Annotated in this window: 17 protein-coding genes; 15 read left to right on the top strand and 2 right to left on the bottom strand. The window is 64.8% G+C overall.

The features are described 5' to 3' along the window. Positions 1 to 156: 156 nt before the first annotated feature. Positions 157 to 984 (bottom strand): glutaminyl-peptide cyclotransferase, encoded by an 828-nt coding sequence (locus QZY06_RS17175; RefSeq protein ID WP_295686330.1) that lies wholly within the window; start codon positions 982 to 984, stop codon positions 157 to 159. On the opposite strand from QZY06_RS17175, the gene QZY06_RS17180 reads away from it, so the two are divergent. From QZY06_RS17180 to QZY06_RS17225, 10 genes are all read left to right on the top strand, one after another. Further along, complete coding sequence (locus QZY06_RS17180) at positions 983 to 1840, top strand: YicC/YloC family endoribonuclease (protein WP_295686331.1); 858 nt, start codon at positions 983 to 985, stop codon at positions 1838 to 1840. The two genes, QZY06_RS17175 and QZY06_RS17180, sit on opposite strands and share 2 nt — an antisense overlap. Positions 1841 to 1910: 70 nt before the next feature. Beyond that, the gene (gene gmk, locus QZY06_RS17185; protein ID WP_028474972.1) at positions 1911 to 2540 is read left to right on the top strand and encodes a guanylate kinase; all 630 of its coding nucleotides are present in this window, start codon (positions 1911 to 1913) and stop codon (positions 2538 to 2540) included. Positions 2541 to 2628: 88 nt separating this feature from the next. Continuing rightward, the gene (gene rpoZ / locus QZY06_RS17190; protein ID WP_022974882.1) at positions 2629 to 2892 is read left to right on the top strand and encodes a DNA-directed RNA polymerase subunit omega; all 264 of its coding nucleotides are present in this window, start codon (positions 2629 to 2631) and stop codon (positions 2890 to 2892) included. 96 nt (positions 2893 to 2988) lie between these two features. Then, entirely contained in the window at positions 2989 to 5187 is a 2199-nt protein-coding gene (locus QZY06_RS17195) for a bifunctional (p)ppGpp synthetase/guanosine-3',5'-bis(diphosphate) 3'-pyrophosphohydrolase (protein WP_295686334.1), read from the top strand. A 121-nt stretch (positions 5188 to 5308) separates the two neighbouring features. Further along, positions 5309 to 5692 (top strand): RidA family protein, encoded by a 384-nt coding sequence (locus tag QZY06_RS17200; RefSeq protein WP_295686335.1) that lies wholly within the window; start codon positions 5309 to 5311, stop codon positions 5690 to 5692. Between the two features lie 28 nt (positions 5693 to 5720). Next, a complete protein-coding gene (gene recG, locus QZY06_RS17205; protein ID WP_295686337.1) occupies positions 5721 to 7832 on the top strand; it encodes an ATP-dependent DNA helicase RecG in 2112 nt (703 codons plus the stop codon). 36 nt (positions 7833 to 7868) lie between these two features. Further along, entirely contained in the window at positions 7869 to 8312 is a 444-nt protein-coding gene (locus QZY06_RS17210) for a DMT family transporter (RefSeq protein ID WP_295686338.1), read from the top strand. Positions 8313 to 8325: 13 nt separating this feature from the next. Further along, positions 8326 to 9201: a 4-hydroxybenzoate octaprenyltransferase gene (gene ubiA / locus QZY06_RS17215; protein WP_295686341.1), complete on the top strand. Its 876-nt coding sequence runs from the start codon at positions 8326 to 8328 to the stop codon at positions 9199 to 9201. A 14-nt stretch (positions 9202 to 9215) separates the two neighbouring features. Next, on the top strand, positions 9216 to 10124 hold the full coding sequence (locus tag QZY06_RS17220; RefSeq protein WP_295686343.1) for an alpha/beta hydrolase: 909 nt from the start codon (positions 9216 to 9218) through the stop codon (positions 10122 to 10124). A gap of 64 nt (positions 10125 to 10188) precedes the next feature. Further along, positions 10189 to 11070, top strand: a complete 882-nt coding sequence (locus QZY06_RS17225) for an alpha/beta hydrolase (protein WP_295686345.1) — start codon at positions 10189 to 10191, stop codon at positions 11068 to 11070. A 6-nt stretch (positions 11071 to 11076) separates the two neighbouring features. Here the strand turns inward: QZY06_RS17225 and QZY06_RS17230 are convergent, their stop codons facing one another. After that, a complete protein-coding gene (locus QZY06_RS17230) occupies positions 11077 to 11772 on the bottom strand; it encodes a ComF family protein (protein ID WP_295686347.1) in 696 nt (231 codons plus the stop codon). Positions 11773 to 11850: 78 nt separating this feature from the next. On the opposite strand from QZY06_RS17230, the gene bioB reads away from it, so the two are divergent. The 5 genes from bioB to coxB all read left to right on the top strand — a co-directional run bounded on the left by bioB (position 11851) and on the right by coxB (position 16814). After that, a complete protein-coding gene (gene bioB, locus QZY06_RS17235) occupies positions 11851 to 12936 on the top strand; it encodes a biotin synthase BioB (RefSeq protein ID WP_367275671.1) in 1086 nt (361 codons plus the stop codon). Continuing rightward, positions 12933 to 14138 carry an 8-amino-7-oxononanoate synthase gene (locus QZY06_RS17240; RefSeq protein WP_295686349.1) on the top strand — a complete coding sequence of 402 codons (1206 nt, stop codon included), beginning with the start codon at positions 12933 to 12935 and terminating at the stop codon, positions 14136 to 14138. Before bioB ends, QZY06_RS17240 begins: the two co-directional genes overlap by 4 nt. A 7-nt stretch (positions 14139 to 14145) precedes the next feature. Further along, the gene (gene bioD / locus QZY06_RS17245) at positions 14146 to 14832 is read left to right on the top strand and encodes a dethiobiotin synthase (protein ID WP_295686351.1); all 687 of its coding nucleotides are present in this window, start codon (positions 14146 to 14148) and stop codon (positions 14830 to 14832) included. Positions 14833 to 15030: 198 nt separating this feature from the next. Next, entirely contained in the window at positions 15031 to 15549 is a 519-nt protein-coding gene (locus QZY06_RS17250; RefSeq protein ID WP_295686353.1) for a DUF2244 domain-containing protein, read from the top strand. Positions 15550 to 15575: 26 nt separating this feature from the next. Beyond that, on the top strand, positions 15576 to 16814 hold the full coding sequence (coxB, locus tag QZY06_RS17255; protein ID WP_295686355.1) for a cytochrome c oxidase subunit II: 1239 nt from the start codon (positions 15576 to 15578) through the stop codon (positions 16812 to 16814). The last annotated feature ends 90 nt before the right edge of the window (positions 16815 to 16904 follow it).

The raw sequence follows: 16904 nt of genomic DNA on the forward strand, positions 1-16904 counted from the left end.
CTCATCGTTGAATCGTGAGGATTTATAGCAGCTAAGACAGTTTCCAGTAAAACAAGAAAGAAAAATTCGGGAGCCCAGGTAAAAATAATTACCGCAATCTGTGCGTGACTACGACAAATCAGTTGCTGCCGCACAATCGCCCTGAAAAGCTCCGACCTATCTCTTCCGGTGCCGCAAGCGGTGGTTATCGACCGCCAGTTCGAACATCAGCGGCCAGCACTTGCCGGTAACCAGCAGATGTCCGGTTTTCGGAATCAAGGCGATACCGTTGAGCACGAAGTCCTGCTCGCTCCAGCCGCTGCCGTGGGACAGCTTGCCCTTCAGGGCCGCGAGATCGAGCCACGCCCGGATGACTCCCGATTCCGGATCAATGATTGCGATGCGGTCGCTTTGCCAGACATTGGCGTAGATCAGGCCGTCGACGAACTCAAGCTCATTGAGTTGATCGACAGGCCGGCCTTGATCCGTCACGTCGACGTGGCTGTTCTCGGTATAGGTCAGCGGATCAAGAAAATGCAGACGCGATGAGCCATCGCTGAGAATCAGCCGATGCCCGTCGTAAGCAAGCCCCCAGCCTTCGGTGCTGAGCGGAAAACTGCTGACGGGCTTCAGGGTTCGGTCGTAGACGTAGGCAACCGCGTTCATCCAGGTGAGCTGAATGATTCGATCGCCGACGACGGTCACGCCTTCGCCGAATTCTCCGGTTGTCAGATTGGTTGAATACAGCAGCTTGCCGGAGGCGCGGTCGCGGACGGTCAGCTGAGACCGTCCGTAAAGGCCGGTGCCTTCGATCAACTGATCGTCGGCAATGGCGAGCCCCTGTGTAAACGCCGTAGCGTCATGGGCTTCAGCGCTCACCACGCGATAGTTCAGCGTCGGCGCCGCCAGCGCCGTCTGACCCGCCAAACCCATGCACCACAGCAGCACCAGTACAATCCGCACGCTCGCCTCGCGACTTGAACAAAAATCCATGATCCGCAGCATGACGGGCTATGCCCGAGCAGAACAACAAAACCCTTCCGGACGGCTGAGCTGGGAGCTCCGTTCGGTCAATCATCGCTACCTTGAACTGCAATTCAAGCTGCCGGAAGAGTTCCGGTCGATGGAAAACGATCTGCGCCAACTGGCCACCCAGCGTATCGGGCGAGGCAAGGTTGAAGCCGGCTTGCGCTACAGCCGGGATAACGGCGTGGCTGGCGGCCTGCAGATCGATACCGATCGCCTTGCCGCTGTGCTTGCTGCCGTCGAAAAGATCTCTGGCCAGCTGCGGACCTCGACCGCGCCCGACCCGATTCAGGTACTGGCCTGGCCCGGAGTGGTGAGGATCGATAGCGCGCCGGACGTTACCGTGCCGCTGGCGGACGCCATGCAGCTGTTCCAGGCCGCGCTCGATGACTTCACCGCCACTCGCAGTCGCGAAGGCGAGCGCACCAAGCTGTATCTGGTCGAACGCCTTGATGCCATGGCGGTGCTGGTTGAAAGAGTGAAAGTGCGGGCGCCGCAGGTACGTGATGCCTGGCTTGATCGGCTACGCGCGAAGATTGCCGAATTGGGTGTCGACGTCGACCCCGCCCGCCTTGCGCAGGAAGCGGCGCTGGCCGCGCAGCGTCTCGATGTTGACGAGGAACTGTCGCGGCTCGGCAGCCACTTCACCGAAGTGCGCGATACGCTGGTTCGCGAAGAAGCGGTCGGCCGCCGCTTGGATTTCCTGATGCAGGAACTCAATCGCGAAGCGAATACCTTGTCGTCCAAGTCCCAGGACGCCGAAATGACCCGCTGCGCCGTCGAGATGAAAGTGATCATCGAGCAGATGCGCGAGCAGGTTCAGAACATCGAGTGACGACGGCCGGCTTGCCTGTTTCGCGCCGCTTGCTGCTCATCGACAGAGTCAAAACACCTTGAACGAATCACTGATCCCCGGAACTTTATGGATCGTGTCGGCGCCCAGTGGCGGCGGCAAGACCAGCCTGACCCGGGCACTACTGCCCCGTCTTGCCGAGCGCGGCTGGAAGGCCGAGATCTCGGTGTCCTACACCACGCGCACGCCGCGGCCCGGCGAGCAGGAAGGCGTGCACTACCACTACGTCGACGACGCGGCGTTCGCTGCGATGGTCGAGCACGGCGATTTCCTGGAGCACGCCGAGGTCTTCGGCCGGCATTACGGCACCGGCCTGACCCGCACCAAGGAACTGCTGGGCCAGGGGATCGACGTGATCCTCGACATCGACTGGCAGGGCGCTCGTCAGGTTCGCGCCCGGCGTTCGGACGTGCAGAGCGTCTTCATTCTGCCGCCGTCGTCGGACGAGCTGGAGCGGCGCCTGCGTGCTCGCGGTCAGGATACGGACGAAGTCATCGCCGCACGCATGCACGCGGCGCGGGCCGAGATGTCGCACCACGGCGAATACGATTACCTGCTGGTCAACCACGATTTCGATCGTGCGCTGGACGAGATGGCGGCGATCTTCGTCGCTCGCCGGATGCGCGGCGCGACCCAGCAGGCGCGTTACGAAAACCTGATCACCAGCCTGCTCGACGAGTGAGTGACGAGCTCAAAGCGCCGCCTTCTGGCACGCTTCTCGCTCCGCCGCTATAATCCGCGACTTCCCGCAGTACAAGAGTGACAAGCCCATGGCCCGTGTAACCGTAGAAGATTGTCTGGACCGCATCCCGAACCAGTTCGAACTGACCCTGGTCGCCGCCAAGCGCGCCCGTCAGCTCGCCCGCGGTGCCGAGGCCAAACTGCCGTGGGGCAACCACAAGTCGACCGTGCTTTCCCTGAAGGAAATCGCTCACGGTTACATCGACACCGGTGTGCTTTCGGAAGCCGATCTGCCCGCGATCCAGCAGCCGAAGATGGAACTCGAAGCGCTCGATCCGAGCTTCGATCTCTAAGCGACACCCGCACACGTTGCAACGATCAGGGGCCGCAAGGCCCCTTTTTCGTGGCCGACGGTCCGGGGCCGTGCAAGCCGCGTCTATACTCAAACCATGGATATCCCGGTTATCACGCGCATCGGCACCGCCATTCGCACGCAAAGAGTCGCGCGTGAGTACGGCATCGAAGCGCTGACCAAGATCCTCGAGGAGTATCTGCCGGCGCCGCAGATTTCCGAAGTGCGCCGCGCTTACGAATTCGGCGCCAAGATGCACGCCGGCCAGAACCGGTCGAGCGGTGAGCCGTACATCTATCACCCGCTGGCGGTGGCCAAGATCCTCGCCGAGATGCGTCTCGACGCGACCACGCTCTGTGCCGCGATCCTCCATGACGTGATCGAGGACACCCCGGTCGGCAAGGAAGAGATCGCCCGCCTGTTCGGCCGCGATGTCGCCGAGTTGGTCGATGGCGTGTCGAAGTTCCAGAAAGTCGAAGGCATGTCCGGTGCAGAGCGCCAGGCCGAGAACGTTCGCAAGCTGCTGCTGGCGATGGCGCAGGACCTGCGCGTGATCCTGGTCAAGCTCGCCGATCGTTTGCACAACGTCCGCACCTTGGACGGCGTCGAGCCGGCCAAGCGCCGCCGCGTGTCGCTGGAAACGCTGGAGATCTATGCGCCGATCGCCCAGCGTCTCGGCATCAATACCTTGCGGATGGAACTGGAAGATCTGTCTTTCCAGAATCTCTATCCGAATCGCTATGAAGTGTTCCGCAAGGCGGTCAACGACCGGCTCGGCGACACCAAGGGTCTGATCAAGGAAATCGAGCACAAGCTCGAGCGGGCGCTGAAGGAAGAAGGCATCGGCGCCAGCGTCGTCGGCCGGCAGAAGAACCTGTACGGCATCTACGAAAAGATGCAGCGCAAGCGCCTGCGCTTTCTCGACGTGATGGACTTGCTCGGCTTTCGCGTGCTGGTTACCAAGGTTGATGACTGCTATCGCGCGCTTGGCGTGATCCACCACGCTTATCGGCCGATCTCCGAGCAATTCAACGATTTCATCGCCAGCCCGAAGGTCAACGGTTACCAGAGCCTGCACACCACCTGCATCGGCCCGCAGGGTCGCAAGATCGAAGTGCAGATCCGTACCCGCGACATGCACCACATCGCCGAGAACGGCATTGCCGCGCATTGGCAGTACAAGCTAGAAACCAAGGGCGTGACCAAGTCGGTCAGCGGCAAGAACGACTCGCAGAGCGCGCCGCAGGTCCGTGCCCGCGAATGGCTCGGCAACCTGTTCGCCGCGCAGACGGGCGCCGCGCCGCTGGAGTTCATCGACAACGTCAAGGTCGATCTCTTCCCGGACGAGGTCTACGTGTTCACGCCGAAGGGTCATATCCGGCAATTGCCGCGCGGCTCCACGGCGGTCGATTTCGCTTACTCGGTGCATACCGAGCTCGGCGATCATTGTGTTGCCGTGCGCATCGATCAACAGCTGGAACCGCTGAACACGATCCTGAAGAACGGCCAGACCATCGAAGTGATCACCGCGCGTCACGCCCGGCCGAACGCGGCCTGGCTGAACTACGTGAAGACGGTCAAGGCGCGGCAGCACATCCGCAACTTCCTGAAGAATCAGCGCGAAGACGAAGCGATCCGCCTCGGCCGCCGCCTCCTGGAAATCGCGCTGCGCGAACTGAATGTGCCGCTGACCGTGCTCAAGGAAGAATCGACCGGCGCCGTTCTGAAGGCTTTCGGCCTGCAGGACATCGAAGACCTGTACGTTTCGATCGGCAGCGGCAGCCGCCTGGCGCCGCTGGTGGCGCGCCACTTCCTGCCGGATCCCAGTGCGGCGACGATCCCTGGCGAAAGCGTGCCGCTGGCCGTGGAAGGCACCGAAGGCTTGGTCATCGATTACGCGAAGTGCTGCCACCCGATTCCCGGCGACGAAATCTGCGGCTATGTCTCGATCGGCCGCGGCATCGTCGTCCATCGCCTCGAATGCAAGCATGTGTCGGCGCGCAAGGGCGCGGCACAGGAAAGAGTGCCGCTGATCTGGGCGCCGAGCGTGCAGGGCGATTTCCTTGCCGAACTGAAGCTCAAGGCCGAGAACCGGCGCGGCTTGCTGGCCGGTGTTGCCGGCGAGATCGCCGGTGGCGGCTCGGGCATCGAGAACGTGCAGATGCCGGAACGCGGCGGCGGCGACACGGCGCTGGAAATGCGCTTCGTGATCACCGTGCGCGATCGCGTCCATCTGGCGCGTGTGCTGCGTCGCCTGCGCCGGCTCGAAGCCGTGCAGCGCGTCATCCGCATCTGATCGCAGGCTGGCGCGGCGCACCGCAACCGCGCTAGTGTCGCGGGCATTTCAGGGGTAGTTCGGGCTAGCGATCATCGAGGCCTGTACCCCAAGCTTGCAGCCTCCACGAACGAGAAACCGCATGTCCCGCCAGATCATTCATACCGATGACGCGCCTGCCGCGATCGGCCCGTATTCCCAAGCCGTGAAGATCGGCGACACCGTCTATCTCTCCGGCCAGATTCCGCTCGATGCGGCGACCATGACCCTGGTCAACGCGACCATCGAGGACGAGATCCACCAGGTGTTCAAGAATCTGCGTGCGGTCTGCACTGCTGCCGGCGGCGGCCTTGGCGACATCGCCAAGCTGAACATCTTCCTGACCGATCTCGGCCACTTCGCGACGGTCAACGCGATCATGGTTCAGTACTTCACTGCACCGTTCCCGGCACGCGCCGCGATCGGTGTTGCCAGCTTGCCGCGCGGCTCGCGCATCGAGGCGGATGCGGTAATGGTGCTCGGCTAAGCCAGAACCCTCTCGGCCGCGCGCGGTGATGAGCGATTCCCGCAGCCAGTCACGGCCAGAGCGACGGCCGGGTCAACGGCCAGCGTTGACCCTTGATACCGAGCTGACCTTCCTCAAGGGCGCCGGCCCGGCAGTCGCGATGAAGCTGAAGCCGCTCGGCCTGGAGCGCGTGCGCGATCTGCTGTTGCATCTGCCGATCCGCTATGAAGATCGTCGCCGCATCGTGCCGATCAGCGATGTCGTTCATGGCGCCGAAGCGCTGGTCTGCGGCCGCATCGAATCGGCTGAGGTGCGCTTCGGCGCCAAGCGCTGGCTGCGTGTGGTCATCGACGATGGCCGGGCCAGCCTGGTGCTGCGCTTCTTCCATTTCAACCAAGCGCAGAAAGCGGCGATGGTCACCGGCCATTGGCTACGTGCCTTCGGTACGGTGCGGGTTGGCAACGGCGGTGCGGAGATCGTTCATCCCGAATACCGGGTTGCCGAGACTGCCGTGCAACTGCCGCCAGAAGACCGGCTGACCCCGATCTACGGCCTGACCACCGGCATCACCCAGACCCGAGTCCGGGAGCTGATTAAGCAGGCGCTCGCCGTGGCCCAGCACGATCCGGATTACATCGCTGATTTTCCAGGCCTGGGCGGCCCGGCGACGCTCGCAGCCTTGCGCACCCTGCACGAGCCGGACGGCCGCGATCTCGGCGATCTGCTGCTCGATCGCCATCCGGCGCAGATCCGCCTGATGCGCGAGGAACTGCTGGCCCATCAGCTGTGCATGCGCCTGCTGCGCAAGCAGACCAAGGCCGCGCCCGGCGCGCGTATCGAAGCAGTGCTGCCGGCGTCGGCGAAGCTGCAGGAAAAGCTGCCGTTCGCGCTCACCGGCGCCCAGCGTCGGGTGATTTCCGATATCGCTCACGACCTCGCCGCCGGCCAGCCGATGCTGCGGCTGATCCAGGGCGACGTCGGCTCTGGCAAGACCGTGGTCGCTGCCGCGGCGATGCTCGGCGCTGCAATGAGCGGCCTGCAATCAGTGCTGATGGCACCGACCGAACTGCTGGTCGAGCAGCACGCGCGCACCTTGTCCGCCTGGCTGAACGCGGTCGGTGTCGATGTCGGCCTGTTGACCGGCAAGATGAAGAAGTCCGAGCGTGATGCCGCCCTCCATCGCGCGGCGACTGGCGAGACGCCGGTCTGGGTCGGCACTCACGCGCTGTTCCAGGGCGACATGAAGTTCAAGAAGCTGGCGCTGGTCGTCGTCGACGAGCAGCACCGCTTCGGCGTCGGCCAGCGTCTGGCCTTGCGCGACAAGGGCCCGGCCGGCGTCACGCCGCATCAGCTGATCATGTCGGCGACACCGATCCCGCGGACCCTGGCGCAGACCGTCTACGCCGATCTCGATGTCTCGGTGATCGACGAACTGCCGCCCGGCCGCACGCCGGTACAGACCGTGGTGCTGTCGAACGAGCGCCGCTTCGATGTGCTGGCGCGGATCGGCGAAGCCTGCCGGCTCGGTCGCCAGGCCTACTGGGTCTGCACCCTGATCGAGGAGAACACCGAGCTGCAGGCGCAGGCCGCCGAGGAAACCTATCGCCAGCTGCGCGAGGAACTGCCGGAGCTGCGGGTCGGCCTGGTTCACGGCCGCTTGAAGGCTGCCGAAAAGGAAGCGCAGATGCGTGCCTTCCAGAGCGGCGCCACACAACTGCTGGTCGCGACGACGGTGATCGAAGTCGGCGTCGACGTGCCGAACGCCAGCATCATGATCATCGACAACGCCGAGCGGCTGGGCTTGTCGCAGCTGCATCAGCTCAGAGGCCGGGTTGGCCGTGGCGCCACCGCCAGCCAGTGCCTGCTCATGTATCAGCCGCCGCTCGGTGAAGGTTCGCGCGCGCGGCTCGATGTGATGCGCACGACCACCGACGGCTTCGTCATCGCCCAGAAGGATCTCGAACTCAGAGGCCCTGGCGAACTGCTCGGCCGCCGCCAGACCGGACTGATCGGCATGAAGATCGCCGACCCGGTGCGCGATTCGGCCCTGATTCCGGGTCTGCAGAAGCTGGCCGATGACTGGTGGCTGAAGTCGCCGAAGGATGCGAAGCGAATGATCGCGCGCTGGATTGGCGACGCGGATCGCTATGCGCAGGTCTGAAGGCGAGGCGCGGGACGCCGCTGGCACAATGAGCCGATGAAAGCCCTGATTCCGATGCTGCTGGCGCTGGTCGCCGGTGCGGTCTTGCCCTTGCAAGCCGGCCTCAACGGCCAGTTGCGCGGTTACCTCGGTAATCCGTTCGCGGCGGCCTTCGTGTCGTTCTCGGCCGGCACCTTGCTGCTGCTGGCGATCCTGATCGCGATGCGCGCGCCGCTGCCGGCAAGTCCGCAGTCGGTGCCGTGGTGGCTATGGGTGGCGGGCGGAACGTTGGGCGTTGGTTATCTGATCATGAGCATCGTGCTGCCGCCGATGCTCGGTGTGGCGCTGACCTTCGGGCTGATCGTTGCCGGCCAGCTGACCATGTCGCTGGCGCTCGATCACTACGGCCTGCTCGGCTTTGCGCCGCACCTGATCAACCCCTGGCGTGTGCTCGGTGCGGCGCTGATCGTGGCTGGCGTGGTGTTGATCCGGAAATTCTGATTTCTACCCTTCGATGATTCGCGAACGTCTGCGGGAACGCTGGCAGGTCTGGGCCCAGTTGATGCGGCTCGACAAGCCGGTCGGCATCTATCTGCTGCTGTGGCCAACTCTTTGGGCGCTGTGGTTCGCGGCCGGCGGCTTGCCACCGCTCGTGCTGCTGGCGATCTTCATCGCCGGCACCGTGCTGATGCGCAGCGCCGGCTGCGTGATCAACGATCTTGCCGACCGGAAGTTCGATGGCCACGTTGAGCGCACACGACAACGACCCCTGGCCTCGGGCCGGGCAACACCGAAAGAAGCGCTGATCCTGTTCGTCGTGCTCGGTCTGATCTCGCTCGCCGTGGCCGCGCCGCTGAATGCCGCGGCGCTGTGGCTGACCGTGCCGGCAATCGTGCTCGCGGCGAGCTATCCGTTCGCCAAGCGCTTTCACAGCTTGCCGCAGGCGCATCTCGGCATCGCCTTTTCCTGGGGTATTCCGATGGCGTCTGCAGCGGTGTCCGGCGCGGTCGACTGGCCGATGTCGATCTTGCTGATGGCCGCCAACCTGTGCTGGGTGATCGCCTATGACACGCTGTATGCGATGGTCGATCGGGATGACGATCTGCGCATCGGTGTGAAGTCCAGCGCCATCCTGTTCGGCCGTTTCGATCGACTGATCGTCGGTCTGCTTCAAGCGGCCGCGCTGTTGCTGCTGGCGTTCGCCGGTTGGCGGATCGCGCTGGCTTGGCCGTACTACGCTGGCCTGCTGCTGGCGGCGATTTTCGCGGCGCACCAGCTCTGGCAGGCGCGGCATCGAGAACGCGTCGCCTGTTTTTCTGCTTTCGTTGGAAACAATCGCATCGGTGCGCTGGTCTTTCTGGGGCTCGCTGTCTCGCTGCCGCCGTTCTGAACGAGGATTCCACGATGTCCATCGCCACACTGTTCCGGTTGCCGCTCGCCGCCGCCCTGCTGAGCCTTTGCGGGCTGATCGCCTGCGCCCACGCAAAGGGGGCCGAAGATGGCGATGACGATGTCGAGGTGGCGGCTTCCTCCGCCGGCGGCGCCGCAGCCGCACAGCGAGAGGTCGTCTACACCCCGGCGAACTGGCCAGCGGCTCTGTCCGGCGATCTGTTCACGCCCAGCAGCAAGGCGCCGGCGGGTGGTCGGCCGGCCGTGATCGCGCTGCACGGCGGTGCTTGGCACAAGGGTGATCGCACGAAGCTTCAGGGCTTGGGCAAGCGTCTCGCGTCGCGTGGCTTGGTCACGTTGACCATCGACTATCGCTTGGTGCCGGACGCAATCTACCCGGCTCAGTTGCAGGACGTGCAGCAGGCGGTGCGATGGCTGCGTGCCAATGCGGCGTCGATCGGCGTCGATCCAAAACGGATCGCGATCTGGGGTTCGTCGGCTGGCGCCCACCTGGCAGCGCTCGAGGCCGGCCTGAGTCCGGGTGACCCGTATTTCGATCCGGAAGCGCGGGTACAGGCGGTGGTCGGTGTCGGCACGCCGACCGACTTTCGCGATGGCGGTGGCGGCAACAAGTCACTCGCCGCCTTTCTGGGCGAGCGCTGGAGCAAAGACTCGAAGGTGTTCATCGATGCTTCGCCGATTGCCCATGTCTCCGCGGATGATCCGCCTGTGTTCCTGATTCATGGCGACGCCGATACCACTGTGCCGCCCGAGCAGGCCACCGTTTACCGTGATGCCCTGACCGCCGCCGGCGTGCCGAACACCTTGCTGCTGGTGCCCAAAGCCGGGCATGCGCTCGGTGCCGCCGGCAAGGATGCCTTGGCGAGCGGCATGGATTTTCTTGTCCAGCGGCTGCATCCCTGAGAACCTGGAATCCCGATTGCCGCATCGGCCGTAGTGGCAAGGAATCCCCGACGCGAATTTCCCGATGATGCTCAAACTCGTATCCGCAGCGCTGTTGCCGGCCGCTGTGCTCAGCAGCGGCTGCGCCCGCCATATCGGCAAGCCCGAAGCGCCGCAGCCGGCCAGAGTCGAGCGTAGCTACAGCGTGCAGCGCGACCAGCTGTTCACGCCGCCGAACTGGCCGAAGGCGCTGCTCGCCGATGTCTACACGCCGAGCGGCGCACCGCCATCCGGCGAACGCTGGCCGGCGGTGCTGGTCATCCACGGCGGCGGCTGGAAAAGCGGTGACCGCGAGCAGGTGGAATCACTGGCTGAACGGGTCGCCAAGCGTGGTTATGTGGCGGTCAACATCACTTATCGGCTGGTACCGGATGCGCTGTTTCCGGCGCCGGTCGAGGACGTGCAGCAGGCGGTGCGCTGGCTGCGCGCCAATGCCGAGCGCTATCAGGTCGATCCGACTCGCATCGGCGCCTGGGGCTATTCGGCCGGCGCCCATCTGGCGGCACTGGTCGGCGGTTTGAGCCCTGGCGATCGGCTCTATGCCGAAGATGCGCGGCTGAAAGTGGTGGTGGCCGGCGGCATCCCGTCCGACCTGCGCAAGTTCCACGGCGGCACTCTGGTGCCGAATTTCCTCGGCGAGCACTGGAGCGAAAACTCGGTGGCGTTCCGTGAATCCTCGCCAGCCGCGTACGTCACGGCCGGCGATCCGCCGGTGTTTCTGTATCACGGCACCTGGGACATGCTGGTGCCGCTCGATCAGTCGCTGGATTACCAGGCGGCACTCGACGCCGCCGGGGTGCCCAACGAGCTGTACCTGCTGCGCGGCCTTGGCCATATCGCCGCGTTCCTGATGGATGGCGCGGCGGTGCAGCGCGGCGCCGATTTTCTCGATCGCCATCTGCGCTGAGCGGCCTCAGGGCACCCGCGCCGCCGTCCAGACCTCGATTCGTGCAGCACCGGCTGCCCGGCAGGCGCGGGCCAGTTCGTTGACGGTGCTGCCGGTGGTCATCACATCGTCGATCAGCGCGATGTGGCGGCCGGCGATTCGCCCATCGACGGCAAATGCGCCGCGTACTTCGCGGCGGCGTTCGACGGCGCGCTTGCCGATCTGGTCGGAGGTCTCGCGGATGCGCGTCGCCGCTTGCCAGTCGATGTCGATCGCCAGCACGCGGTTGATGCCGCGCGCCAGCTCCAGTGCCTGGTTGTAGCCGCGCTCGCGCAGGCGTTTCGGGTGCAGCGGCACCGGAATCAGCAGCTCGGGAAACGGTTCGGGCCGGGCCGCGACCAGCGCCGCCAGTTCGCCACCGAGCCAGCGCGACTGCCGGAACTGCGCGTGGTACTTCAATCCGGCGATCGCCCCGGCAATTGGCGGCTGGTAGCGAAATGCCGACAGCGCACTGTCGAAATGCGGCGCCTCCGTTGCGCAGCTTCCGCAGATCTGCGCGGTCGCACTGGCCAGCGGCAAGGCGCAGACCGGACAGGCGATGCGGTTCCACGGCAGGCTGTTGCGGCAGCCATCGCAGATCGTCCCCGGATCGGCCGGGCCGGCGCATAACAAACAGGCGGAGGGGACGATCCAGCGCTTGAGTGCTGCGATCACGTCAACCATGAAGATGGCCTTTCGGTTGACAGCAGTCGACCGTGGCGGAAACACTGCGCGTCTCGTTCACCGTCCGGATTCCCCCCAATGTCGCTCGCCCTCGCGCCGTCGCCCAGCAGCCTCCCCACTGGTGACTGCGCTCCCGTTCGCAATGACTGGACGCGCGCCGAAGTCGAGGCGTTGTTCGCGCTGCCGTTCAACGATCTGCTGTTCCGGGCTCAGAGCGTTCATCGCCTGCATTTCGATCCCAATGCGGTGCAGCTGTCCACCCTGCTGTCGATCAAGACCGGCGCTTGCCCCGAGGATTGCGGCTATTGCCCGCAGAGCGCGCGCTTCAAGACCGGCCTGAAGGCCGAGCCGCTGATGCCGCTCGCCGAGGTGATCAAGGCCGCCGTTGACGCCAAGGCCAATGGCGCGACGCGCTTCTGCATGGGCGCGGCCTGGCGGGCGCCGAAGGACAAGGACATCGAGAAAGTGTCCGAGATGGTCCGCGAAGTGAAGGCCCTGGGTCTGGAAACCTGCGTGACGCTCGGCATGCTGAAAGCCTCGCAGGCGCAGAACCTGGCCGCGGCCGGGCTCGATTACTACAACCACAATCTCGATACCTCGCCGGAGTTCTACGGCGAAATCATCAGCACCCGCACCTACGACGATCGCCTGGAAACGCTGGCCAATGTCCGCGAAGCCGGCGTCAAGGTCTGCTGCGGCGGCATCGTCGGCATGGGCGAGTCCGAGACGGATAGAGTCGAGTTCCTGCGCGCGCTGGCCAATCTGCCGCAGCATCCGGAATCGGTGCCGATCAACGAACTGGTGGCCGTCGAAGGCACGCCTCTCGCCAATGCCGCGCCGCTTGATCCTCTGGACTTCGTGCGGATGATCGCCGTGGCCCGCCTGATGATGCCGCAGAGCTATGTGCGCCTGTCCGCCGGCCGCACCCAGATGAGCGAAGAGACCCAGGCGATGTGTTTCTTTGCTGGCGCCAACTCGATCTTCTACGGCGAGCGCCTGCTGACCACGAGCAATCCGCAGAACGCCCGCGATCGCGCGCTGCTGGCCAATCTCGGCATGCGCACCGAGCAGCGGGTCGATGGCTCGGCCCATCTCGACCATCATCACGCGGACGTCGCGACTGCCGACGCCTGCAGCCCGCAGATGGCCTGCTGCGACGAATGAACGCTCCGGTGGTCGGGCCTTCGCTGCTCGATGTCCGCCTGAGTCACGAGCTGGAACGGCTGCGCGCCGCCGATCTGTATCGCCAGCGCCGGGTCATCGACGGCAGCCATGGCGTGTGCTTGAGCGTCGGCGGCAAGTCCTGCATCAGCTTCTGCAGCAATGATTATCTCGGTCTGGCCAGCGATCCGCGGGTGGCCGAAGCCGGCCGTGCGGCGCTGTCCCGGGTCGGCACCGGCAGCGGCGCGGCGGCGCTGATCTCCGGCTACAACGCTGAGCACGCGAAGCTCGAAGAAGAACTGGCCGATTACTGCGGCCGCGAGCGCGTGCTGCTGTTCTCCAGCGGCTGGGCGGCGAATCTCGGCCTGCTGCGAGCGCTGTTCGGCAAGGACGACACGCTGATCTGCGATGAGCTGAACCATGCCAGCCTGATCGACGGCGCGCGCTTGTCCGGTGCCCGTTACGTGCGTGCACCGCACGGCGATGTGGCGGCGATCGATGCGGCGCTGATCGAGGCTGTCGAACAGGGCGGCGAGATCGGCATCGTCAGCGATTCGATCTTCAGCATGGACGGTGACGAGGCCGAGGTGCCGACGCTGGCGCGGCTGGCGAAACGCAGCGGCGCCACCCTGATCGTCGACGATGCCCATGGCTTCGGCGTGCAGCCGGCACCGAGCATCCGTTATCCGGGTGCGGATGCGCCCGAGGTCTATGTCGCCACGCTCGGCAAGAGCCTCGGTGCTTCGGGGGCTTTTGTCGCCGGCTCGGAAGCACTGATCGAGTTCCTGATCCAGCGCGCCCGTACCTGGGTGTTCTCGACGGCACCACCGCCGGCGATCGCCGCCGCCGCGCGCGCGGCCCTGGCGATCATCCGCAGCGAGCCGGAGCATCAGGCGCAGCTGGCCCGGAACATCGCCCGTTTCCGCGCCGGCATCGCTGTGCTCGGGGATGGCCTGCCGTTCCAGCTGATGGCATCGACGACGCCGATCCAGCCGCTGATCGTCGGCGATGCCGGGCGGGCGATGGCCTTGTCGCGAGCCTTGTTCGAGCGCGGCTACTGGGTGGCGGCGATCCGGCCGCCGACAGTGCCAGCCGGCACCTCGCGGCTGCGCGTGACCTTGTCGGCAGCGCATGACGAGGCACAGATCGACGGCTTGATCGACGCGATTGGCAGCTGCCGCTTGCCGCCCGACATCGGTCGCTGACGGCGTCGTGTCACTGACGATTTTCGTCACCGGTACCGACACCGGCGTCGGCAAGACCCGCACCGCCTGCGCGCTGATCCGCGCCTTGCGCGCAGAAGGGCTCAGGGTTGGTGCGATGAAACCGATCGCCAGTGGTTGCGAGCGCATGGCGGACGGCCTCCGCAACGACGATGCCCTTGCGTTGATCGAAGCAACCGGCCGGCCTTTGGCCTATACCGACGTCAATCCTTATGCCTTCGAACCGCCGATTGCACCGCATCTTGCAGCGGCTGCGGTGAACGTCGACATCGACCTCGCGGTGCTCGATGCCGCCCATGCGCGCCTTGCGGCGGATTGCCAGGTGCTGGTGGTCGAAGGCGCCGGCGGCTGGCGCGTGCCGTTGTCGTCCGAGGCGGGTCGTTCCAGTTACGCGGGCTGGGTCGCCGACCATGATTGGCCGGTGCTGCTGGTCGTCGGTTTGCGGCTCGGTTGCCTGAATCACGCGCTGCTGACGGCGGAATCGATTGCGCGGCGGGTGCCGCTGGTCGGCTGGATCGCCAATCGCCTGCCCCCCGAGCAGCCGGCCTGGCGGGACAATGTGGCGACCCTGACACAGCAGTTGACGGCGCCACTGTTGGGCTGCCTGCCGCCGGACGACGATGCCGCTGCGGCGATCGATGTCAGCGCCTTGCTCGGGGCGCTGCGCGGAAGCTGAACCGCGGCACTGCCTGCGCAGCGCCATCGGCAATGATGAGCCGCTAGTTCTGCATGGCAAAGCCTATGACAGAAACGGGACAGAACCCGTCCGAAGCCGCACGATTCAATGCGTGCAAGGCTTTGCGGCCGGCGCTTCATCCACTACAATCCGCCCGCTGCGAATCCCGCTATCCCAAGGACTCGTCCGGACTGCCTCGTGACCACCGTGCGTGACACCTTGCTGGTGGTCCGTCCGAATGCGTCGATGTCGGTGCGTGCGGCGCAAGGGGTGATGCTGGTGATGGCGACGGTGTCGCTGAGCATCGCAGGCTTGTTTGCCTGGCATGGCTTCTGGCCAATCCTGCCTTTTGCAGGACTGGAACTGGCGGCCTTGGCTTGGGCGTTGCAGGTCAGTTTGCGTCGCAATCGTTATCGGGAAGTGATCGAGTTCGACGATCAGCGGTTGCGGATCGAATGCGGCATGAGCGGGGAAGGTGCTGCGCTGTCGGTGGACTGGGTTAGGTCCATGACGCGGGTACAGTTGGAAATGGGGCCGCATCGCAACGATCCAAGCCGGCTGAAGCTGGTCAACGGGTCGCAAAGCCTCGAACTGGGGCGTTGCCTGACGGACGGGGAACGCGAGCGGCTGGCAGCAAGATTGCGTGAATTGATACTGGCCGGCTGGCGTGCCGGGTCGCCTGTGGCGGCAAAAGGCGCGGCGCCGGACTGCAACTGATTCCTACATATGGGGCTGAAGTAGACATGTCGAACCTGATTCGCGGCCTGCGTGGCCTTGCACTCGCAATGACCGGCATGGCCGGAAGTTTTGCGGCGCAGGCTGCAGACACGATGGAAAACGCCTATTGGAACCTGCCGAAGGGCGTCACCGACATCAGCAATGAGGTCTGGCATCTGCACATGGCCGCGTTCTGGGTCTGCGTGGTGATCGCCATCGTGGTGTTCGGCGTGATGTTCTATTCGATCTTTGCGCATCGTCGCTCGAAGCATCCGGTGCCGGCGACGTTCCATCACTCGACCACCGTCGAGATCATCTGGACGATCATCCCGTTCGTGATCCTGATCGGTCTGGCTGTGCCGGCCGCCGGCACGCTGATCAAGCAGTACGACACGCGCAACGCTGCGATGACGGTGAAGATCACCGGCTACCAATGGAAGTGGCAGTACGAATATGTCGGCGAAGGCGTCAGCTTCTTCTCGACGCTCGATGCGGAATCGAACAAGGCGCGCCAGCTGCACTCCGGCGTCGACCCGAAGACCGTGCCGCATTACCTGCACAACACCGATAACTATCTGGTGCTGCCGGTCGGCAAGAAGGTTCGCTTCCTGCTGACCTCGAACGACGTCATCCACGGCTGGTGGGTTCCGGATCTGGCGATCAAGAAAGACGCGATCCCGGGCTTCATCAACGAAATGTGGACGCAGATCAACGAGCCCGGCATCTACCGCGGCCAATGCACGGTGCTTTGCGGCCGTGACCACGGCTTCATGCCGATCGTCGTCCACGCGATGAGCGAAACCGACTATGCCGCCTGGCTCGCCAAGCAGAAGGGTGGTGCCGAAGTCGCCGCTGCAGCCCCGGTTACCACTACCGATGCGGCTGTCGATGCACCCGCCGCACCGGCTGCCGAAGCCGCGCCGACGGAAGTCGCCGCAGCTGCTCCGGCACCGGCTCCGGCCGCTGCTGCGCCGGCTGCAGATTCGAAGGCTGGCGAGAAGCTGTTCCTCGGCAACTGCGCTGCCTGCCATCAGGCCACCGGTGCCGGCATGCCGCCGACCTTCCCGGCGCTGACCGGTTCCAAGTTGGTCGCTGGCCCGATCGATGCACAGATCACCCAGGTGCTGAAGGGCAAGAACGCGATGCCGCCGTTCGCCCATCTGTCGGACGCCGACATCGCCGCGGTCGTGACCTACACGCGCAACAACCTCGGCAACAAGGTTGGCGACGCCGCCACTGCAGAACAGGTCAAGAAGCTGCGCTGATCCGCGCGCTGAACGTCGCAACCTTCAAGAATCCAGATTGAGTCAGGAGCACCGAGTCATGGCCAACACGCACGACCACAGCCACGATCA

The organism is uncultured Nevskia sp. (assembly GCF_903885465.1).
In the GTDB taxonomy this organism is placed as follows: domain Bacteria; phylum Pseudomonadota; class Gammaproteobacteria; order Nevskiales; family Nevskiaceae; genus Nevskia.